Source organism: Paenibacillus sp. JJ1683 (assembly GCF_053006485.1).
In genome coordinates, this window is the sequence record NZ_CM129820.1 from 3,094,247 (window position 1) to 3,113,708 (window position 19,462).

The window sequence follows — 19,462 nt, forward strand, 5'->3', positions numbered from 1 at the left end:
TGATACCTCTTATAAATTACTAATATGAATTTTTCATATAATGAATTATTTTCTTTAAATTTCATTCGAACGAGGTACCAAAATACTTTGATTTACAGCAAAAAACCGCGCTATGCGCGGTTCGGGCTTCCGTAATGCTATGGCTATTCATTAATAGGTTGAAATTACTGCAAATATTCAAGCGCCAGCGCTAAAAAAATATGTCCTGAGATGAGTAACGCACGCTCATCAAAATCAAAGCGAGGATGGTGGTGAGCAAAATGGGTTCGTTCATCCTCATTACGAGCGCCCACAATAATAAAAGCTCCAGGTCGTTGTTCTAGATAATAGGCAAAATCCTCTGCTCCCATGGCCGGTTTTAAGTCCATAAAAGCATCTACTCCATACAGCCTACTGACTAGCTCACGTACCCGTTCTGTTTCGGCCTCGGCATTCACCAGAGCAGGATAACCATTCAAATAATCAATTTCGTATCCCGCATGATAAGCATCCGTTAGACCTTTTACGATACTACGAATTTCGTTTTCGACTTCCTTGCGTATATCCTTATTAAACGTACGTACGGTCCCTTCAATTTTGGCTTTATCTGCAATTACATTAAAGGCAGTTCCTGCTTGAAATACCCCAATCGTTAACACTGCTGATTCCGTAGGGTCCACTCTGCGACTCACGACCTGTTGTAGTCCGTTCACAATTTGACTTCCAATAACAATGGAATCCACTGTCTGATGCGGTCTGGCGCCATGTCCGCCCTTGCCGTTGATTTCAATTGAAAAGGCATCGGCAGCAGCCATTGCCGGCCCACTCTTTAAGCCGATTTTGCCCAGTGGAATTTCCGAGGAAAGGTGAATACCATATACTGCTTCCACCCCATCCAGACAACCATCCTCAATCATGAATTTGGCTCCGCCAGGCGGTTTTTCTTCGGCATGTTGAAAAATAAACACAAGCTTTCCCTTCAGTGTCTCACGGTGATGGCTTAACACTCGTGCCACTCCTAGCAACGCAGCTGTATGACCATCATGTCCACAAGCATGCATAACACCGGGAACGGTCGATTTATAAGGCGCATCCTTTTCATCCTGAATAGGAAGTGCATCAAAATCAGCACGAAATGCAATCGTTCTACCTGGCTGCCCGCCTTCTAAAAAACCGAGCACACCGTTTCCCCCAACATTCGTTCTTACTTCAATACCAAAAGAGCGTAATTGGTCTGCGATAAATGCAGATGTATTCGTTTCCTCAAAAGAAAGCTCTGGATGCTGATGCAAATATCTTCTCCACGCAATCAGTTCTTGTTCACCATCTTTTAGTTCCTGAACCCATTTCTCCAGCATATTACCCTCTTTTCCTATTGAATTTATATACTTCTATCCTTATCTTACCATAAATGATTCCAATAAGTTATATATGAATTACCAAATAACTGTATACCTGCGTTTTTACCAATGTCAATGCAAGTTCTAATTGGAACGATCCATGAACAGAAGGCTTGAAATGACAACAAAAAAGCCGACAAAATATTCTCCTCGGCTTTTTTCTGGTGGTTTTCTATTATGAATTTTTCATGTATTGAAAAACTGACTTATATTCCCTCGTACTGGATGTGTTTGCTCCCTATACTCACCATTCGTATAGCTTCCAATGACCTTGCGCCAAAAGGATTGGGCTGGTCTATTCGTGCTCATCTGAGTCACCTTCCATCGCCCATTAAAACGTCCAAACAGCTCATGAGCCGCCCAAGTGCCCACGCCATTGTGTCGATAAGGACGAAGTACAAAGAACTCAGCCATGTAATAGTCAGCTTCTCGATTGCTAGACATTCGGTCAACGAGTGCAAAGCCCACAGGAATATCCTGTCTCCAGATCAAAAAAGGCAGCTTTTGTTCGCCGCTCGTCCAGTATTGATACAAGTCTGGATAAGCCGGGAATGTCCCCTTCTCAGTGACATCAATTCGCAGATAGGCTGTAAAATCGTATAAGTAAAATTGCATGAGCTGGACAATAATGTCCTTCTGCGACTCTGGTACACTCTTTATGGACAGCTTCAATTCTGATTTGATATTATATCCCATACTTTCACCTCTCTTGGCGGTCAGCTTGTTCTTTACTTTGATTACTCCCATCCAGTGCTGTTCAAAATATGCTAAAATACATGTATTATGACCGGACGAGGTGAACCCTATGAACATACAAAAGATCATCGACCGGCGCAAACTGGATGAAAAGTTGCCGGATTTGCCATGGTACGTACAGCAATTTATGGATTACAAGCTTCCCGACCTATCCCCCTCTACTTTGCTGGAATATGTGCGGGATTACGAAGCTTTTTTTTCATGGCTTCGCTCGGAAGGCTTGTCTGCCGGAGAAACGAATGCCCAAGTGACACTGGAAGAATTAGAGACACTCCATATGGATAGCATTACAGGTTTTCGTTTGTTCCTGTCTACCAAACGCGAAGGCTCCAATTCCCGCATCACCATTTCACGTAAGCTATCGTCCTTGCGTTCACTCTTTCATTATTTGAGCCAAATCGCTGAGGATGAAAACTTTTATCCGTTGCTCAAGCGCAATATTATGGCCAAAGTCGAAATTAAGCGCGTACATAAACCCAAGGATACGGCCGCCAAGCTCAAAGGGAAAATACTGGAAGAGGAAGAACTGCTTGAATTTATCGGCTATATTTATGAAGGCTATGGACAAGATTTGGCTGATAACAAGCAAGCCCTATACTCCTATGAATTGAACAAGGAGCGAGATGCCTGTATCGCAAGTCTTATTCTGAACTCGGGACTGCGTGTATCCGAAATCGTCAACTTGAACATGGACGATCTCGATATAAACAATAAATTGCTGTATGTGTACCGTAAAGGAAATAACGATGAAACTTTTAAAACGCCAGTATATTTCCGCGAGCAATCCAAAGATGATCTCGCACTTTATTTATCCTTAAGACATACCCGTTATCGCGCTCCAAAAAAAGAAAAAGCTCTTTTTGTCGCGCGACCCAACGGCAGGGCTGAGGGCAAACGGATGACTAAAAGAGCGATTCAAGCAATGATCATCAAATACGCCAAGCGGTTCGGCAAGCCCTATTTGACCGTTCACAAGCTCCGTCATTCCTTTGCTACTGACTATTATTTACAAAATGATATTTACAAAACCAAGGAACAGCTGGGTCACGCTTCGACAGAAACAACGGAAGTCTATGCCCACCTGACTGACAAAACGATGTCTCAGGCGATCGAACGACGGATAGAGACTCAGACTGACTCCGCTAATTAGTGGCCCTCTCATCCCTGCTCTGTCTGGAATCCCATTTTGTGCCTCTGAATCTGTTCGAGTAGCCAGCAGCCTGCCGGTTCGCTGGCATCGGCAGGAAATATTTGCACCGTTTGTTCATCTGAGTAGTAGTCCTGAGCCCAATCCATGTGGTACTCCCAAACTACTACTCCCTGTACATTTGTCAGTTCCTGAACAAGCTGCGCATCCGATTGTTCCCGCACCATGATCAGCTTCGGATATTTTTCCTGCTTGAAACCTTCCAGCAACACACAGTCATAGGCCTGAAAATGCCGGATGAGTCCGATCACAGGCCGACTATGTTCCTCTAAAATGGCAGTTCTTCCTGCCGAAACAATCGCTACGCCTTCGGCACCCGCCTGTCGGTGCTTGTACGTATCTGTCCCTTCATGATCCATCTCAAATTCATGACCATCATGCTTGATCACAGCTACACGTAGTCCTGACTGCTGCGCATAACGAATCAAACCTCCGAGGAAGGTTGTTTTTCCTGTATTTTTGAATCCGACGATTTGACATATAAATGGATATTTCGTTTTCACGTCACCTGTCCACCTTGAAGCACCAGTACATGCACTTCTTCACCTTCGTGCAAGCCTTCTGTTGTGGGAGGAACTACGATCAGACAATCGCTGTCCTTAATCGTAACCATAGCACTGGATTCATCTACTCGCGCAGGAATCGCATATACTTGCCCACTACGTATCTCCAGAGAACTGCGTACAAAGCGGGTATAGTTGTTTACCTTCGTATAATCTGCTCCTAGCTTCGCCGTCCAGGTTTGCAAATACGGATGTGCCGAAGATAACATCATTTGAATAGTTGGTCGTACAAACAGCTCACAGCCTACAAAGCATGCACCGGGATTGCCAGAGAGCGCAAATAACAGCTTACCGTCTATCACTGCGGCTGTGGTTACACTACCTGGACGCATCGTAACCTTGTTGAACAGCATATTCACATCTTCCTGTCGTACGAGATCACCCATAATATCAAAATCACCCACCGACACTCCACCACTCGTAACCACAATATCATAGGCAGCTATCGCTTCTCGGACAGAAGCACGAGCAAGGTTCAAATCATCATGAATGGCTTGCAGAATGAACGGCTCTCCTCCTGCCTCTCTAATTTGAGAAGCCAGCATATATGTATTACTGTTTCGAATTTTCCCCGGTTGTAACGGCTCATCCACTGCGAGCAATTCTGATCCAGTGGAAAAGACAGCCACCCTTGGCTTCTTGTAAACAGGCACCCGATGTACACCAAAAGTAGCCAGTACCGAGACATGCCCCGCTCCCACGTAAGTTCCCTTACTGAGCAAAAGCTGACCTTCCTTAATCTCATGACCAATTTGTGTCACATTTTTGCCAACTTCCATACGCTTCTTCAAGCCAACATATGTCTGTCCATTTTCCTCACGCAGCTGTGTCGCCTCCAGCATCACCACCGTGTCCGCTCCTTCAGGTAGTTGTGCTCCTGTCATGATGCGGACTGCCATTCCCGTCTCCACCCGCTTGTCCGATACGGTACCACAAGGAATTTCATCAATCACGTGTAGCCAGATTTCCTGACCGGTCGAACAGACTTCAGTGTCCGAGGCAAGGATCGCATAGCCGTCCATACCAGAACGACGAAAGCGGGGATACGGATGTGGCGCAGTCAAATCCATCGCCAGATAGCGACCATGTGCTTGCTCGAGCCCTACGTCCTCCCTTTCACCCTGTTGAACATAGCTAGCTATCCTGCTTTGTGCTTCTTCCACCTTAACTGCTTTACGTTGGAATTTTTCTGTGTTTAATGGCGTCTGATTCATGTTCTCACTCCGTTCTTCTAAAATACCCTCTTTCTGTTATAACGCTAAAACCGTTATCTGGCAAATCCGAACGGTGTTTATTGGATACTGCAAGTCTCTATCCGCCAAAAAACAGCCTGAATATCATATCGCGGCTGTTTTTGGTAGATTTTGCTTTTTAGTTTTGCATGTCATTACGTCAGTTTTCTACGTATATTAAGTTAGATTATTTTTACCGAAATAGATTGAATCTATTGAAACCTCATACAACGAGGACATTTGCTGCGCTCGAGCTATTGTTAAATCCGATGAATCTTCCTCTATATGTTTTAATTCATTCATTGACATACCAAGTATATTGCAAGCTATTAACTCACTATAACCTGAAGCGAGTCGTGCCATCTTTATTGTATAAAAGCTAGTGCAAGTTACATTTTCATTTTTATCTGCAACCATCCAATCAACTCCACAATATAATTGATAAAAAAGTAATTTACCTGTATACTCTGAACGAAACACTTTTCCCCTGTTAGGAGCAAGTAAGGTGCAAAAACTTACTCGGGGGAAATGCCTTTTGAAAGAGGAGCTCAAATCTCATGGACGCACTCAATCATGGCTCGCCCGACGAACTGGATATTCGCGGCAACAAATATCCAACTGGATCGCGGGACGTGACAAAATGTCATTCGAGGCGGCAGTCCTCATTTCTAGGATATTAGAGTGTAAAGCTGAGGACTTATATGAGTGGGAACTTGCCTGACAAACAGGCATTTCCTTCGGGCCGTTTGTACATGCCGGCATTTACATTATATATCCCGCTTTCACCCTCCTTTTCTTATATGTAGATTGTTTTTACCTTAATTTAAAAGATTGTTATTTTTTTCATAATCAAATTTTATCACATAGAAAATGATTAAAAACGGGAAATATGTCGAATTAAATCGAACCCGTCCGGCTTATCCTAGTCTAACTGATTATTGACTTATTCATTTAAATCTGGTAACAAAAATGACCCCTGAATTTTCATGGGTCATTTCCACAATTTTTTAAGTGCTTTAAGTTTATTATGAGACATCGAGCAAGTGAAGTCTGATCCTTCGAATCGTACCAAACCTCCAAATGCGTTAGACTCAATCTCACAAACCAATTCTAGGTTTATCAGGGTGTCTTTATAAGCAGGATATAGATACGGAAAAGCTTCCCTGCAAGCTTGTGCGGTTAGCCCGATTGAATAAGAGCGATCTCCAGAGTGAAAACGCGGGACATAATAATTTTTTTTTGGTTCCCACATATCCACACTAAGCATATTCCCTACTTTAAAAAAACCGCTCACTGCCGCTTTACCCACTACCTTAATTTCCGATCCGAAAATATAACGAATTTCTCTATCGGCATTCATTGCATTCTCATATATTTGTTTCCATCGAGATAAATTTGCTGAATTTATACTTTCTTTAATGTCTTGATTTTTAAAAACAACCTGCCCCCCTCCATAATCTCCCGTAACGATCTTGTCCACTTGTGTGATGTTAACCAAATTAGATCCGTCCAAATTGCAAAAAGTGGGTAAGCCTACGGAACATTCATGGAGGGTGGTGGGAACTGTAAATCTTCCATGAGAAGTATGAAAAAGCGGGATGTGATAATTGCTTTTGGGCTTCCACAATTCAATCGCAACTAGGTGATTCTCACAAAAAAAAGAGCAATCTCCAAGTGAATTGTCATCAAGCAATGGAGTAGCTAGGATTCGCTTTCCCTCTTCCATTAAATTCAGTTCTTTTCTGTTTTCTTCAGCTCAGCTGGTACAGGTTTAGCGCCAAAAATTGTTTTTTCTTTTTTGGTAGACTCGTTAGCGTAATTACCAAGGGTTATACTTAAAGCTCTCGCCAATTTCTTATCCATTTTCGCTCACCTCCTTTCCATAAAGGAAGAATACTGAATGCTTGTATAATTAAAGATAAACATATTATGTGAGATTGTATAAAAAAATTTAATATGCAAACCAAAATACATATCGTTTTATAATATTTGTGATGTTTGGTCTTGTTAATATAGATAAAATGATTGGGAGCATATACTACAAACATTAATAATGAACAAGTGTTAATTATCAAAATCGTTGATAAACTTAAAGAGACGAAAGGTATAGTTACACATATGGCCGTTGTAAAACAGACACAAAGGGTAAGGTTGCTGAAGTGTACCCCTCCTGAAAATCTCCTTACAAACATGATCGTAGCTAGGGCTAGTAATGCCCCCAAAAAATGTCCTGTTATCCAGGCCATAACTGCGACCATAAGTACTGCCGAGATTTCGGTAATTTTCACACCAATCGCATACTCCATCACTTCTACACTTGTAGGTCCATCAGGATCAGCTTTCTTTATTTCTGATGCGATGTGCCTCGATAGCGTTTCTAGCATCCTCGTAATCTCCTTTCTCTGATAAGAAGTACGAAATTCCAAAAGTCAGCAATGAGATGGAAAGTAGTCCTATCGTATTGGAGTTATAGAGCATATACAAAGTAACAAGAATCGTGACAAATGATATTAAGGAGCCTATAATGAACATTTTATTAAGGGGTGATAGGTAATTTTCACCTTTCAAAAAATCATGTGGGGGCTGAATGATAAATGAGAAACCAAAGTTGTATTTCCCCATGACAAAAGAAATAAAGTACGCAGTAAAAATAGAAGCTAGCTGTATAACGTAAATGGAAGAGCCAGCTGTATCACTTATAACACCTGGTTGTGCTACTCCGAAAAAGTTTGCAAAGATATATACAAATAACTGTAGATTAATGTAAGCTGTAAGACCGGAACCAGCAGAAAAAGCCGCAAGATATGTTTTGATCCCTAAACCAAATCTTAAAAAGAGAACCATTAACAAATACTGAAGCGGAAAATCAAATTTAGGCATGCCTATAACTTCTCTCATGAGAAAGGAAAACAAGGCTATGCCCATTGCATAAAAAATTATTTTTCTTCGATTTTCCCACACGGGAAGCATATAAAGCTTCAAGACCAAAGTAACTGCCGCTAAAGCATCGAAAAAACCAAGTATAATATATAAGAAAGCAGATAACACAGTTACATCATCCTCCTATTTCGCCTGATGTAATTGTATATTTTACTAATAGATGTGGCAATGAAATAATCTAGTAAACTGGAATTTTTTGTATGAATATAAGATGAAATTTTCTTCCCCTGGCTTTCTTTTTCAAACTCGACATCCATTCGTGCTAATAAAAAAAGTCACCCCAAGTGAGCGACGTTGCTTTTGCCAATGTATTATGTTGGTTTTTTTTCGATATCAAGGTTATAATCTACTTAATTTGGGGTGGAGGGATTATTGTGGCTTTAAGTGACAATTTTAAAAAATTACGTATAAAATATCATTTGACTCAACAAGAGCTTGCTGAGATCGCTGGGGTTACCAATAAAGCAATTTCAGCTTGGGAGAGCGGACTTTCTGAACCACGGATGGGTGCTATAGAAAAGATAGCTCGTCATTTCCATATCAAAAAAAGCAATATCATTGAAGAAGATGGCATTGAGCACATAAGCCCTGATCGCAGGTCAAAGTAGACGGCAATAAAATCGAAGTGAGGGAGCATCCATTCAATTTACATTAGTAAATGTTAAACAACAAAAAAAGGAACTGTGCAAGACAGTTCCACAGTTCCGCAAACAACTTTAGAAGAAAATAAAATATTACCTATCATCGTCGACTTCGCCGGCTAATTTTACCTGAGCCGCTGCGTGTTTTAGGCTTACTATAAGATTTGCGTGGTGAATCAAATATGCTGGAACCACCGCTGCTGCCTCGGTCACGTGAAATCGAGCCTCTGCTCGGTGAACTGCTGGAGCCTCGATCGAATAGACTTCCGCTTGATCCAACGCTGGAATCCGAATTTTTCCCTCTACGGGTAACTGAACCTTTTCGTTCCACCGTTATCGGCGGAATCGCTTTTTTCTCCTGTGCTGTTGGAGCACGATATTGCCCTTGTGAAGGTCGGTATACATCTCTGCTCGAATAACCTCGATAGGAGCCAGACCCCCGCAATGAATCGAACAGAGCATCCAGCACAGTTGCAGTTAAGTATCCTTTTAGAAAGCTGGAACTGTAATTTTGCTCGACATACTTTTTACTGTCGATTTCAATGAGTGTATCTTCCTTCTTAGCTGGATCTTGCTGCAAATGGTACCATTCATCGCTATATACCAGAAACATCCGCTCATTGCTCTGAGGCGATATTTGTTCCGGTGTACGCTGTTCTTTCAATTCCTCCGCTACTTCGGGAACCGTTTTGCCTGCCGCCCGATATACGTACGAGGTCGAGTTTCCGCTACCACTAACGGATTCCAGCGGATACGTATCTTTCACATTTGGCGCCCCGCAGCCGCTTAGCACGGATACGAACAAGCTCAGCGCCACAATGACCTTTAATGCATATTGCCAGGTGCGTTTGCCCATGTGTAACCCTCTCCTAGCTAGCCCGAATAACCTTGACGTCTCCGGTAATCACTTCTTCTCCTTCATAAAGCATAAAGCGACCGTCCTGCCACTCTACCCGCAGTAGATGGTAATCATCAGACTGGTACTGCCAAACATGTTGCTCTCCACCCTGCCGGAAAGGAGCACGGCCCATAACGGTAACATGCCCAAAATACTGTTCTTCCAAATGATACGTTGTATCATCCAGTTCTAAAATGGTCGGTACTTCCTCCGGGTTGTCTAGTCTGCCATCGATAGCCTGATATAGTCCGAATTGCAGTGTTTCCCGTTCCTCAATATGAAGATAACTCACTTGATTACCATCCTGAAGCGTCAAAACAACGGCATTCCGGGCACGATTATGTACACGACCTACCACTTCATAGGTGACAAGCGACACTTCACAAATATCCCCAGGATTTAAGTGAAGCATGCTTTTTTCCGCTTTCGGCGGTTCAGGCTTGGCAAATAGATTTGAAATTCGTTTCCATACACTCATGGTCATATTTCCTCCTTACTTTGCCTAGAAGCATGCTGTAATGATCAAGGCACCCACCAAATGCAGCGCTCCTGAAAACAGACCGAAACCAATTTTACCTTCTTGGGTACCTTTGTCCAGATCAAACTGTGCCCAGTACCGCAACAGCAGACGCACAATCACTTCCAAAACAAGCAAGATGATAAAGGCAATCACAGAATACACAAGCGCTTCGAGCAAATTATTAGCTGTAGCAATTGAACCCGATAAAATGTATCCTTGTGCAATCAGCTTCATAATCATCCGGACTGTTACAGCCATATTTCCGGCTTTTACTTCGGCAAAATCCTTATACTTTGTAAATAAAGAATCGACATACATTAATACGAACAGCAAAATAGCACCTGCGCCCGTCCATACCAGCATCGCTTTCATCGTTTCTAAAAAATGCATTTGCTACCATCCTCCACATCTTCTTGACTACATATATTGATTTACGCCCCCAGGCAGGGAAAAGCGAAGGAGATAACGTTTCTCCTTCGCCTACTGAGCCACCACACTAGCGGCAATGCTTAAAAGTTCTTATTTGTTTTCGTATTGTTTCAGCAAAGCAGCAAGTTCGTCGTCCACAGCACTTTTCTTATCCAGCTCTTTGAACTCTTCATCCAGCGATTTTTCCTTGGAAGCCATTTCGTTGCTCGCTTCAGCACGTGCTTCTGCTTGCAGCATTTTTTCCTCCATACGCTTTAATCCAGCAGTTGCCGTATCCGAGCTAAAACCATTCATCGCTTTGTTAATTTCGGTTTGCGCTTTAGCTGCATTATAACGGGCAACCAGTGTCTCGCGCTTGTTTTTCATTTCAGTCAGCTGTCTGCGCATTTCATCCAGCTTACCACGCAGGTTGTCAGCTGCAGCTTTGTTTTGCTCATAACCAGCTTGGAACTCGTTCATTTTTTGTTCGGCAGATTTCTTTTCTTCCAGCGCACGACGAGCAAGATCCACATTTTGTGCTTTTGCAGCCGTATGAGCCTGTTCTTCGCGTTTTTTCACCAAAGCTGCCTGTTCTTCGTATTGCTGTTTAAATCTCTTTTCAATAGCAATTTGAGCGGCTACCGCTTTCTCTGCGTCTTCCAGATCCTCTTGCATATCACGAATGTATTGATCCGTCATTTTAACTGGATCTTCTGCCTTGTCGATAATGGCGTTAATGTTAGACATCGTAAGATCTCTTAATCGTTTGAAAATAGACATGTGAAGTTCCTCCTAGAATTGAATGCTTAAATTTTAAGCTCTGTACACATGTTTACGCAAGCTTTGCAAAGAGGTTTCAGAAATATCTAAAAACCGCGTAGATAAGGCTCTGGAATATCCGCCTGTACTTTTAGCGCCCGTGATGCATGCAGCGCCCAATAGGGATCACGCAGCATGGCACGCCCTATGGCTACCAGATCAGCTTCATTGTGCTGAACGACTCGGCGGGCATCCTCATAATCATCCAATAAGCCGACAGCAATGACAGGCACATTCAGTTTCTCACGGATGGTATGAGCCAAATCCACCTGATAACCAGCACGCGCAGACGGACCTCCGCTGGAACCAATCGGACCCTCACCACCAGAAGAAATATGGAAAATGTCTACACCCGCATCACGATATCGTTCCCCTATGGCTGCTATGTATTCAACATCATATCCGTCTTGGACATATTCTTTGGCAGATATCCGCATTAGCACAGGCATATCAGCAGGAAGTACCTCTTTAACAGCACGTATCACCTCAACACCAAACAGTGATAAATCCTGCCCATACTCATCTTCTCGGGTATTGGTTAAAGGAGAATGGAATTGATGGATTAGATAGCCGTGAGCGCCATGAATCTCTACCGTGTCAAAACCAGCTTCTACCGCCCGGCGCGCCCCCTCTTTGTAGGCTTGAACCAGTTCCTTGACTTCTGCTCGCGTTAAAGCGTGCGGCTCTTTAAATCGTTCACTAAAGGGGATCGAAGACGGGCCTACAGGTGGCTCAGCATCTTCAGCCTTGCGTCCGGCATGGCCTAATTGAATGGCAATTTTGGCACCATACTTGTGGACTTCCTCTACCATTTTACGATATGCAGGAATATGTTCATCACTCCAAATGCCCAAATCACGATCCGTAATGCGCCCATCCGGATGAACCGCTGTCATTTCCACAATTATGAGTCCAGTCCCTCCTACCGCGCGACTCACATAATGGACATAATGCCAATCCGTCGGTTTGCCGTCCTTGGCCTCCACGCTGTATTGGCACATTGGGGGCATGACAATCCGATTTCTTAAAGAAAGCCCCTTTAATTGATAAGGAGTAAACAAGTCGGTCACTTTTATCCATCCTTCCCTCAATTCCAAGTCTGTAGCATTATGAATAGCATCCCCATTATACACCAGCTGTCACGGTATACCGAATCCTTTGTAAGGCTAAAACTTACGAAAATGCTCCAGTTTTCGGTCATGTTTAAGAGAATATGTCCGTTTACTTCGTCATCTTCACGGATATCCGCTTCATGATGTGCTTCTCTTCAGTCGTGTAGGACTTCACTCAATCACCAGCATAATTTTAATAGGACAGGTACATAATAGCTGAGAGCACCACTAGGTACCACTGCACGGAAAGGGGGAATACAAATGCGGTACAGGGGAGTGTTGCCATGTTTAGCACTGTTACTAGCATTTTCAAGTTTTCCCGTTCACGCTGACACGCCTCCCAACATCGGAACGCCCCATCCCAAGGAAGCTACTGTCGCTACTTCGGTATATCAAAGTAAAGATCGAGCTACTCCAACATTAGCGATGCTACGAAAAAAGCATGCGGACATTTTTAAAATGTGCGGCCCGCACACCCGCCAAATTGCCTTAACCTTTGATGATGTGCCCGATTCAAGGTATACGCCGCAGGTTTTGGACGTATTACACGCAAACGGTATTAAAGCTACGTTTTTTATCGTCGGCCATCGTGCGGAAAAGCATCCGGGGATCATACGCCGCATCATCCGCGAGGGTCATGCTATAGGAAACCATTCCTATACTCATCCGGATTTCAGGAAGGCCACACCAGAACGCTTTCGCCACCAGATTACAAAAACAGAACGCATTTTAGAAGCCAGCGCAGGTTTTCGGCCCAGATTAATACGACCACCCTATGGTGAAATCACGGAGCCTCAAATTCAGTGGGCGCGTCGTCATGGGTACATGATCGTCAATTGGAATGTGGACTCTCTAGACTGGAAGGGATTAAGCAAAACACAGATTCAGCGTAACGTGATCCCGGCTACCAGACCTGGCTCCATTATTTTAATGCATGCAGGTGGAGGTCAAAGTTCCAACTTGCAAGGTACTGTCCAAGCTTTGCCGGGTCTAATCCACTCTTTAAAAGCTAAGGGCTACAAGTTTGTCACAGTCCCCCGGCTACTTCACACATCGGAACGAAAATAACAGTATGTCTAAGCCTCGTATATACCAACAACGTAAAAAGGCTGCCTTGACGAGCAGAGTGCTTCTGCTTGTAAGACAGCCTTTTTTAGCGATAAACGACCGTACTGATAAGAAGTCGTCCCAGTTATATGTTGTGTGCTATAATATTAAGTTTACATAATATATATTATGTTTAATGAAATCAAATATATGCACAATGCTATTTATCAATAACGTACAGTTTCACATTTTGGAAGCCGAAGTCGTTCACGAATGATTTGTTGCCAGGGATAAAGATATCAATCCGCTTTCCGGTAATAGCGCTGCCCTGATCACGGGCAACGGCTACAAAAGAATGGTCTGGCAAGCCGGGATGGGAATAGCCTGTAACTAGCACCTTTGTCCCCATAGGAATGACTTTCGGGTCTACTGCAATTGTACCCAGTTTAAGCGGATTACCGTAGTAATCGACTGCACCCCATTTGCCATTTTCATCAGCTGCGGCTGAATATGCTGTTGCTTTAACATCAACAACTTTACTGTAATTGAATGTTTTGCCCCATGCTTCAATTGTTGGCCTCTCATTCGCTGGTGCTTTCTCCGTAAGAAGCTGTGGTTTCGAATCCGAAGCCGCCTTCACACTTTTTTCGTCTGGCACTTTAATTTGTAGACCTGCATATATGTTGTTGGACGCAATATCCGGGTTAGCCTTCGTCAAGTCATCTACCGATACCCCATAACGTTGAGCAAGCAAAAAGAAAGTATCGCCTTCTTTGGCAGTATGAAGCGAAGCAGCATTTGCTACTCCAGCTGTCTGTGCCAATCCTGCAATCGCTGCGGCAAGCACCGCAAATTTCATGGTTTTTCCAATATGTTTTAAGTGTTTCAAAGATATGTACCTCCTCTGTTATGCCTGCGAAGTTAGCTGTCGGATTCGGACTCAGGAGAAGCCCTATGCTTGTGCAATTCACCCCTAGGCATATTCCACAACATCTATATGACGCATTGGAATAATTGCCGTTGTTACGTCCCCCGCACTTCCCATGGTTTGAGCCCAGCACCTGAGTAATTGTTATCATTGCTGCTGCCCCGGTAAGTTTTGGCTTACTGCATAATATCACAATTTTGTAACCTTATCTGCATGAAAATGTTGGGAACCTTGAACATCATACTATATCCATTACAATTTTGTCATCAAAAATCGGTTTTTTGTTACGAAAATATGGAGATATGGTGACAAAAGGAGAAAAGCCCTCCGTGAAATATCATCACGAGAGGGCTTTGTCAATAATTCATAAAAGCATTTTCTTACAGCACTTTAGCCAGAAAATCACGGGTACGATCATGGCTTGGAGTTCCGAAAACTTGCTCCGGCGTACCTTGCTCTATAATTTGACCGTTGTCCATAAAGATGATTCGGTCTCCTACCTCACGAGCAAAGCCCATTTCATGCGTCACGATCACCATCGTCATGCCGCCTTCAGCGAGCTTCTTCATCACATCCAGAACCTCTCCAACCATTTCAGGGTCCAGGGCAGAGGTAGGTTCATCAAACAGCATTACGTGCGGCTGCATGGCCAGAGCGCGTGCTATCGCTATACGTTGCTTTTGACCGCCAGATAACTGGTTCGGGTAGGTATTCTTTTTATCCTCAAGACCCACGGTCCGCAGGAGTTCCAACGCAATTTTCTCCGCTTCTTTCCCCGATTGCTTCTTCACCTGCGTTGGTGCAAGCGTCAGATTCTGCAGTATTGTTTTATGTGGAAACAGATTAAAATGCTGGAAAACCATCCCCATCTTCTCCCGAGTCGCATTAATATTATGACCACGGGCCGTAATCGGCTCACCCTCAAACAAGATTTCCCCTTCTGTTGGCTGTTCCAACAGATTCATACAACGCAAAAACGTACTTTTCCCCGAACCACTCGGGCCGATAATGACGACTACTTCACCTTTGGCGATATCTATATCAATGCCTTTTAAAATTTCATTCTTACCGAATGATTTACGCAGTTGTTTAACGGTGATCACTGGCTCTCAACTTCCTTTCCCATAAACCCAACAGCTTAGATAAGCTGAATGTCATTACAAAATAAATAGCGGCTGCGATTACGAACGGACTTAAGCCTTCGTAGGTAATATTCTTAATGACCTGGGCTTGATACATAATGTCCACCATCCCAATGGTCGAAATAATAGAAGATTCTTTAATGATCGTAATGAACTCATTACCAATAGCAGGCAATATAGATTTAAATGCTTGCGGTAAAATAACGTGACGCATCGCTTTGCCTCGTCCCATCCCGAGCGAGCGGGCAGCTTCCATCTGTCCACGGTCTACGGCCTGAATACCAGCACGGAAAATTTCAGCCAAATATGCCGAACTATTCAGAGACAACGTAATTATACCGGACTGGAGTGGCGTAAAATTAACACCTAACGTCAAAGCAACTCCATAATGAATAATCATAAGCTGCACCAGCATAGGTGTGCCGCGCAGTATCTCTACATATGCGGTACCTAGCCACTCGATAATACGAATACCACTCATCCGCAGCAAGGATATGATCAGCCCAATAATGAATCCGAACAGTACTCCGAGCGCAGACAGCAATAGAGTGTAGCCGATACCCGTAGCGTAGAAACTGCGATATTTCAAAAATATATCTACAATGCTATTCGAAGAAACCTGTCTGTCAGCAGACAGTGCACTCGCTTCTGTAGAAAATTTCTCAATCGATCCGTCCGCTTTCAGGCGAGCCAACGTTTTATTTACTGAAGCAAGCAATTCCGCATTTCCTTTACGGATGCCTACAGCAGTTTCTGCTCCTTCATCTTCAGGTACTGCTTTGGCAAGTGTTACGGTACCGTCTAGCGTGTATCCTTTAGCAACGGTATCTTCGATTACAACCGCGTTGATACGCTTGGTCCGAAGCTGGAGTACCAGATCGGATATTTTATCCAATGAGGTTACAGAAGCATTAGGCACTTTTTGCGCAATTTCTTCCTGGATACTCCCCTTCTGCGCACCGAGCTTCTCTCCTTTTAGAGCAGCCATCGTTGAATATTTGTCTTTGTCCTCTGGACGTACCATAATGACTTGCTTGGAACGATAGTATACATCCGAAAAATCAATGCTCTTTCTGCGTTCATCCGTCGGTGTCATACCAGACAGCACCAAGTCTACGCGACCACTTTGCAGAGCAGGCAGCAAAGAGTCAAAACTCATGTCCTCTGGGACCATCTCTGCATCCAGATCCTTGGCGATTTCCTTGGCGATTTCAACATCAAACCCGACAATGGTATCCTGACCGTTAATAACTTTGTGAAACTCATACGGCGGGAAGTCAGCACTCATACCCACTACAAGTTTTTTCTGTGGCTTTCCTTCCGATCCGTATGCAGTGAGCATAGGAAGACCAGCCAACAGCAAGATAACCGCCGTCAAAACCAGGGCGGTAAAACGATATGCCTTTTTCAATCTTTTTTTCTCTCCTTAAATTCTTTATAATAAATAAGATTGTGTCATTATAAATGAATATGCATGATTATGCAATGAATGTTATAGTACAATTTTAGTATATCTATCGCAGTACCTACATTACAGCATATATAAAGGAGTTTTCAGCATGAATTTTAAACAGACCATTCAACACACCATTGAACAGCATGCCGAGCGGTTTAAGGACATTTCGTTGTATATAGGCGCAAACCCTGAACTTGGAAACGAGGAATTCCTGGCCTCTGCCCGTCTAAAAGAAGAACTTGCCTTTCACGGTTTTGAAGTTCAGGCACCCATATTGGGTATAGAAACGGCCTTTATTGCTACTTACAAAGCAGTCAAGCCTGGACCAGTTGTTGCTTTTCTGGCAGAATATGACGCCCTGAAAGGTTTAGGGCACGCCTGTGGACACCATTTGATATGCATGATGAGTACAGGCGCTGCCGTCGGTCTCAAATCGATCATCGACGAGACTGGTGGAGAAGTACGTGTATACGGCACACCTGCCGAAGAAACACGCGGTGCAAAAGTTCCGATGGCGGCGGCTGGATTGTTTGATGATTGCGACATAGCCATGATGACACATCCCTTCGATCGCTACGAAAAATCAGGAAAATCGCTGGCGATTGATGCTGTACAGTTCGAATTTTTTGGTCAATCCGCTCATGCTGCGGCCAGTCCGCACGAAGGGATTAATGCCTTGGACGCTGTGATTCAAACGTTTAATGGGATCAACGCATTTCGGCAACAGGTGAAAAGTACAGTACGTATCCATGGCATCATTAATCAGGGTGGGCAGGCTGCCAATATTATTCCTGATTACGCCTCAGCTCAATTTTACGTGAGAGCCGCGACACGCCAAGAACTGAACCCGCTTACCCGTCGTGTTATTCAAATTGCTGAAGGAGCTGCTTTACAAGCCGGGTGTCGTTTGGAAACCTCCAATTATGAGACTTCTTATGATGAAATGGTGACTAACGGTGTACTCTCCGACACCTTTACTGCAAATTTGGTGCAGGCTGGTATTGCGCAAGAAGATATTACGGAAGGCGAAGATCATGGCTCTATGGATATCGGAAATGTATCACTTCATTGCCCTGCGATCCATCCGTACATTCAAGTTATTGACGAGAAGCATGCCTTGCATACACCAGAATTCCGCGATTTGGCGATGCAGGACCGCGCAATGGAAGGAATGCTCTTGGCCGCGAGGACCTTGGCATGGACAGCTTGCGATGTAATCACAAGTTCTGAGCTGCTGGCACAGATTAAAGAAGAATTCGCTCTACTGAATAGCAAAAGCTAAAATCGGAAATGCCGTCTTCTTGGAGAAAGGAGTGCCTTTATGAATAGTATGAGTAGCTTTTGGACGTTGTTTATTGTGGTTGACCTCATCATTTTTTGGTTTATATTCCGAGCAATACGCAGGAATCGTGGAAACAGAAGCACGCGCCGCCGGAATGCATTTTTCCTTAGTTCCCCGTCTCCTTCGTCACTCACGCAAGAGCGTCATCCAGAAATTACGGAGCTGAAGGAGCTGCTGGAGCGATCCATTCCAGCCTCCTATGCTCACAACGTAAAGCAACGTGTCATGGAAGCCCACCCTAATCTGACGGAACAAGAATATGACTGGCGCTGGCATGAGCTAAAACGATACTTCATGCTATGCGCGATTATGAATCGAGTGCCTATGTTCAGTAGTGATGTGGATGAAATATGGCACGAAATGTTAATGTTTACGCGCGAATACCAGCAGTTCTCGGAAGCTTTTTTTGGTCGTATGCTTCACCATGCTCCCCATTCGGGCGGCTCTCAGCCGATGCCAGAGGAGCGGGCGTGGTTTGACTGGTTGTATGTGGAATGCTTTGGCTGGAATCGCTATAGCGCCAGTTTGTGGGGAACTTTTTTTAATCATCCATTACCGAATGATGAGCTTTCACACTATTACAACCTGACAGCTTCAGCGCAGCCAGTAGGTGACCGATGGAATATAAGTGAAAATATAGGCATTTCAAAGCAGACACAACAAGCGATTCATAAGATAGTCCAACACCTCCGTGAGCGGGTAAATAAAGCTGTAAATGATCCTGAGGGCAAGCAGCTCCCCAAGATCAACTATTTGCAGGTTGACTATTTGCTACTGGCTGTTGTGTGGTATTCATGGTATCGGCCTGATGAATTTGCCATACACATGCACCCAGACTCTACAAGCAGTGCCGCCCTAGCCAGCTCATCCGGCTGTAGCTCTGCAAGCGGCTGCTCAAACTGGGATACACACCACTCGCACCATCATTCCTCCCATGACAGTTCTCATGGTGGAGGCTCTTCTCACCACGATTCAGGCGATTCTGGGAGTCATTCCTCTTGTAGCAGCGGATCTTCATGTGGAAGCAGTTGTGGTGGCGGGGGCGACTGACCGCAGCAAAAAAGGGAATTCC

At 43.9% G+C, this 19,462-nt stretch carries 23 protein-coding genes and 1 riboswitch; of the genes, 6 read left to right on the forward strand and 17 right to left on the reverse strand.

Features of this window, described 5'->3' with window-relative positions; all coding sequences use genetic code 11:
• Positions 1-164: 164 nt before the first annotated feature.
• Both ACUC6J_RS13085 and ACUC6J_RS13090 read right to left on the reverse strand, forming a co-directional pair.
• Entirely contained in the window at positions 165-1,337 is a 1,173-nt protein-coding gene (locus ACUC6J_RS13085; RefSeq protein ID WP_277507190.1) for a M20 metallopeptidase family protein, read from the reverse strand.
• Positions 1,338-1,565: 228 nt separating this feature from the next.
• Positions 1,566-2,075: a GNAT family N-acetyltransferase gene (locus ACUC6J_RS13090; protein WP_017427739.1), complete on the reverse strand. Its 510-nt coding sequence runs from the start codon at positions 2,073-2,075 to the stop codon at positions 1,566-1,568.
• A 109-nt stretch (positions 2,076-2,184) separates the two neighbouring features.
• On the opposite strand from ACUC6J_RS13090, the gene xerS reads away from it, so the two are divergent.
• Entirely contained in the window at positions 2,185-3,285 is a 1,101-nt protein-coding gene (gene xerS / locus ACUC6J_RS13095; protein ID WP_016820737.1) for a tyrosine recombinase XerS, read from the forward strand.
• A gap of 8 nt (positions 3,286-3,293) precedes the next feature.
• Here the strand turns inward: xerS and mobB are convergent, their stop codons facing one another.
• From mobB to ACUC6J_RS13110, 3 genes are all read right to left on the reverse strand, one after another.
• Positions 3,294-3,845, reverse strand: coding sequence for a molybdopterin-guanine dinucleotide biosynthesis protein B (gene mobB / locus ACUC6J_RS13100; protein ID WP_447248960.1), 552 nt, complete (start codon positions 3,843-3,845; stop codon positions 3,294-3,296).
• Entirely contained in the window at positions 3,842-5,119 is a 1,278-nt protein-coding gene (locus ACUC6J_RS13105) for a molybdopterin molybdotransferase MoeA (RefSeq protein ID WP_447248961.1), read from the reverse strand. The genes mobB and ACUC6J_RS13105 overlap by 4 nt, the downstream gene beginning before the upstream one ends.
• 195 nt (positions 5,120-5,314) lie before the next feature.
• Positions 5,315-5,554, reverse strand: a complete 240-nt coding sequence (locus ACUC6J_RS13110) for a helix-turn-helix domain-containing protein (protein ID WP_025365008.1) — start codon at positions 5,552-5,554, stop codon at positions 5,315-5,317.
• An 88-nt stretch (positions 5,555-5,642) separates the two neighbouring features.
• Between ACUC6J_RS13110 and ACUC6J_RS13115 the strand changes: the two genes are divergently transcribed.
• Complete coding sequence (locus ACUC6J_RS13115) at positions 5,643-5,858, forward strand: helix-turn-helix transcriptional regulator (protein ID WP_016820733.1); 216 nt, start codon at positions 5,643-5,645, stop codon at positions 5,856-5,858.
• A gap of 270 nt (positions 5,859-6,128) precedes the next feature.
• On the opposite strand, the gene ACUC6J_RS13120 is transcribed toward ACUC6J_RS13115, so the two are convergent.
• Genes ACUC6J_RS13120 through ACUC6J_RS13135 form a run of 4 tightly spaced genes read right to left on the reverse strand, consistent with a single transcriptional unit; the run spans position 6,129 to position 8,185 of the window.
• Positions 6,129-6,863: a hypothetical protein gene (locus ACUC6J_RS13120; protein WP_016820732.1), complete on the reverse strand. Its 735-nt coding sequence runs from the start codon at positions 6,861-6,863 to the stop codon at positions 6,129-6,131.
• Between the two features lie 5 nt (positions 6,864-6,868).
• A complete protein-coding gene (locus ACUC6J_RS13125) occupies positions 6,869-7,000 on the reverse strand; it encodes a hypothetical protein (RefSeq protein WP_447248962.1) in 132 nt (43 codons plus the stop codon).
• Positions 6,973-7,521: an accessory gene regulator B family protein gene (locus ACUC6J_RS13130; RefSeq protein ID WP_080942677.1), complete on the reverse strand. Its 549-nt coding sequence runs from the start codon at positions 7,519-7,521 to the stop codon at positions 6,973-6,975. The genes ACUC6J_RS13125 and ACUC6J_RS13130 overlap by 28 nt, the downstream gene beginning before the upstream one ends.
• Positions 7,472-8,185 (reverse strand): hypothetical protein, encoded by a 714-nt coding sequence (locus tag ACUC6J_RS13135; RefSeq protein WP_016820730.1) that lies wholly within the window; start codon positions 8,183-8,185, stop codon positions 7,472-7,474. The genes ACUC6J_RS13130 and ACUC6J_RS13135 overlap by 50 nt, the downstream gene beginning before the upstream one ends.
• Before the next feature lie 266 nt (positions 8,186-8,451).
• Between ACUC6J_RS13135 and ACUC6J_RS13140 the strand changes: the two genes are divergently transcribed.
• Complete coding sequence (locus tag ACUC6J_RS13140) at positions 8,452-8,685, forward strand: helix-turn-helix transcriptional regulator (protein ID WP_044786060.1); 234 nt, start codon at positions 8,452-8,454, stop codon at positions 8,683-8,685.
• Between the two features lie 133 nt (positions 8,686-8,818).
• On the opposite strand, the gene ACUC6J_RS13145 is transcribed toward ACUC6J_RS13140, so the two are convergent.
• From ACUC6J_RS13145 to ACUC6J_RS13165, 5 genes are all read right to left on the reverse strand, one after another.
• Positions 8,819-9,574, reverse strand: coding sequence for a DUF4247 domain-containing protein (locus ACUC6J_RS13145; RefSeq protein WP_019687402.1), 756 nt, complete (start codon positions 9,572-9,574; stop codon positions 8,819-8,821).
• A 13-nt stretch (positions 9,575-9,587) separates the two neighbouring features.
• Entirely contained in the window at positions 9,588-10,094 is a 507-nt protein-coding gene (locus ACUC6J_RS13150) for a DUF4178 domain-containing protein (protein ID WP_017427734.1), read from the reverse strand.
• A 24-nt stretch (positions 10,095-10,118) separates the two neighbouring features.
• A complete protein-coding gene (locus ACUC6J_RS13155) occupies positions 10,119-10,526 on the reverse strand; it encodes a DUF350 domain-containing protein (RefSeq protein ID WP_013371429.1) in 408 nt (135 codons plus the stop codon).
• Positions 10,527-10,655: 129 nt separating this feature from the next.
• Positions 10,656-11,324, reverse strand: coding sequence for a PspA/IM30 family protein (locus ACUC6J_RS13160; RefSeq protein ID WP_013371430.1), 669 nt, complete (start codon positions 11,322-11,324; stop codon positions 10,656-10,658).
• A gap of 86 nt (positions 11,325-11,410) precedes the next feature.
• Positions 11,411-12,433 carry an NADH:flavin oxidoreductase/NADH oxidase gene (locus ACUC6J_RS13165; RefSeq protein WP_103042466.1) on the reverse strand — a complete coding sequence of 341 codons (1,023 nt, stop codon included), beginning with the start codon at positions 12,431-12,433 and terminating at the stop codon, positions 11,411-11,413.
• A 303-nt stretch (positions 12,434-12,736) separates the two neighbouring features.
• On the opposite strand from ACUC6J_RS13165, the gene ACUC6J_RS13170 reads away from it, so the two are divergent.
• A complete protein-coding gene (locus ACUC6J_RS13170; protein WP_016820724.1) occupies positions 12,737-13,543 on the forward strand; it encodes a polysaccharide deacetylase family protein in 807 nt (268 codons plus the stop codon).
• 199 nt (positions 13,544-13,742) lie between these two features.
• On the opposite strand, the gene ACUC6J_RS13175 is transcribed toward ACUC6J_RS13170, so the two are convergent.
• From ACUC6J_RS13175 to ACUC6J_RS13185, 3 genes are all read right to left on the reverse strand, one after another.
• Positions 13,743-14,411 (reverse strand): 3D domain-containing protein, encoded by a 669-nt coding sequence (locus ACUC6J_RS13175; protein WP_019687404.1) that lies wholly within the window; start codon positions 14,409-14,411, stop codon positions 13,743-13,745.
• A 6-nt stretch (positions 14,412-14,417) separates the two neighbouring features.
• A riboswitch (cyclic di-AMP (ydaO/yuaA leader) is annotated at positions 14,418-14,587 on the reverse strand.
• A 243-nt stretch (positions 14,588-14,830) separates the two neighbouring features.
• A complete protein-coding gene (locus tag ACUC6J_RS13180) occupies positions 14,831-15,553 on the reverse strand; it encodes an amino acid ABC transporter ATP-binding protein (protein WP_013371435.1) in 723 nt (240 codons plus the stop codon).
• Complete coding sequence (locus tag ACUC6J_RS13185) at positions 15,540-17,003, reverse strand: ABC transporter substrate-binding protein/permease (protein WP_017427733.1); 1,464 nt, start codon at positions 17,001-17,003, stop codon at positions 15,540-15,542. The genes ACUC6J_RS13180 and ACUC6J_RS13185 overlap by 14 nt, the downstream gene beginning before the upstream one ends.
• Positions 17,004-17,151: 148 nt before the next feature.
• Here ACUC6J_RS13185 and ACUC6J_RS13190 point away from each other — a divergent pair, with 148 nt between their 5' ends.
• Both ACUC6J_RS13190 and ACUC6J_RS13195 read left to right on the forward strand, forming a co-directional pair.
• Positions 17,152-18,330, forward strand: coding sequence for a M20 family metallopeptidase (locus ACUC6J_RS13190; protein WP_025365012.1), 1,179 nt, complete (start codon positions 17,152-17,154; stop codon positions 18,328-18,330).
• Between the two features lie 39 nt (positions 18,331-18,369).
• Positions 18,370-19,440 carry a hypothetical protein gene (locus ACUC6J_RS13195; protein WP_103042469.1) on the forward strand — a complete coding sequence of 357 codons (1,071 nt, stop codon included), beginning with the start codon at positions 18,370-18,372 and terminating at the stop codon, positions 19,438-19,440.
• The last annotated feature ends 22 nt before the right edge of the window (positions 19,441-19,462 follow it).

Bases quoted from the DNA above. Each gene is read 5' to 3' on its own strand.
- ACUC6J_RS13085 (WP_277507190.1), bottom strand. From the start codon at position 1,337: ATGCTGGAGAAATGGGTTCAGGAACTAAAAGATGGTGAACAAGAACTG.
- ACUC6J_RS13120 (WP_016820732.1), bottom strand. From the start codon at position 6,863: ATGGAAGAGGGAAAGCGAATCCTAGCTACTCCATTGCTTGATGACAAT.
- ACUC6J_RS13130 (WP_080942677.1), bottom strand. From the start codon at position 7,521: ATGCTAGAAACGCTATCGAGGCACATCGCATCAGAAATAAAGAAAGCT.
- ACUC6J_RS13125 (WP_447248962.1), bottom strand. From the start codon at position 7,000: ATGGATAAGAAATTGGCGAGAGCTTTAAGTATAACCCTTGGTAATTAC.
- ACUC6J_RS13150 (WP_017427734.1), bottom strand. From the start codon at position 10,094: ATGAGTGTATGGAAACGAATTTCAAATCTATTTGCCAAGCCTGAACCG.
- ACUC6J_RS13105 (WP_447248961.1), bottom strand. From the start codon at position 5,119: ATGAATCAGACGCCATTAAACACAGAAAAATTCCAACGTAAAGCAGTT.
- xerS (WP_016820737.1), top strand. From the start codon at position 2,185: ATGAACATACAAAAGATCATCGACCGGCGCAAACTGGATGAAAAGTTG.
- ACUC6J_RS13190 (WP_025365012.1), top strand. From the start codon at position 17,152: ATGAATTTTAAACAGACCATTCAACACACCATTGAACAGCATGCCGAG.
- ACUC6J_RS13160 (WP_013371430.1), bottom strand. From the start codon at position 11,324: ATGTCTATTTTCAAACGATTAAGAGATCTTACGATGTCTAACATTAAC.
- ACUC6J_RS13170 (WP_016820724.1), top strand. From the start codon at position 12,737: ATGCGGTACAGGGGAGTGTTGCCATGTTTAGCACTGTTACTAGCATTT.
- ACUC6J_RS13195 (WP_103042469.1), top strand. From the start codon at position 18,370: ATGAATAGTATGAGTAGCTTTTGGACGTTGTTTATTGTGGTTGACCTC.
- ACUC6J_RS13155 (WP_013371429.1), bottom strand. From the start codon at position 10,526: ATGCATTTTTTAGAAACGATGAAAGCGATGCTGGTATGGACGGGCGCA.
- ACUC6J_RS13090 (WP_017427739.1), bottom strand. From the start codon at position 2,075: ATGGGATATAATATCAAATCAGAATTGAAGCTGTCCATAAAGAGTGTA.
- ACUC6J_RS13110 (WP_025365008.1), bottom strand. From the start codon at position 5,554: ATGGTTGCAGATAAAAATGAAAATGTAACTTGCACTAGCTTTTATACA.
- ACUC6J_RS13145 (WP_019687402.1), bottom strand. From the start codon at position 9,574: ATGGGCAAACGCACCTGGCAATATGCATTAAAGGTCATTGTGGCGCTG.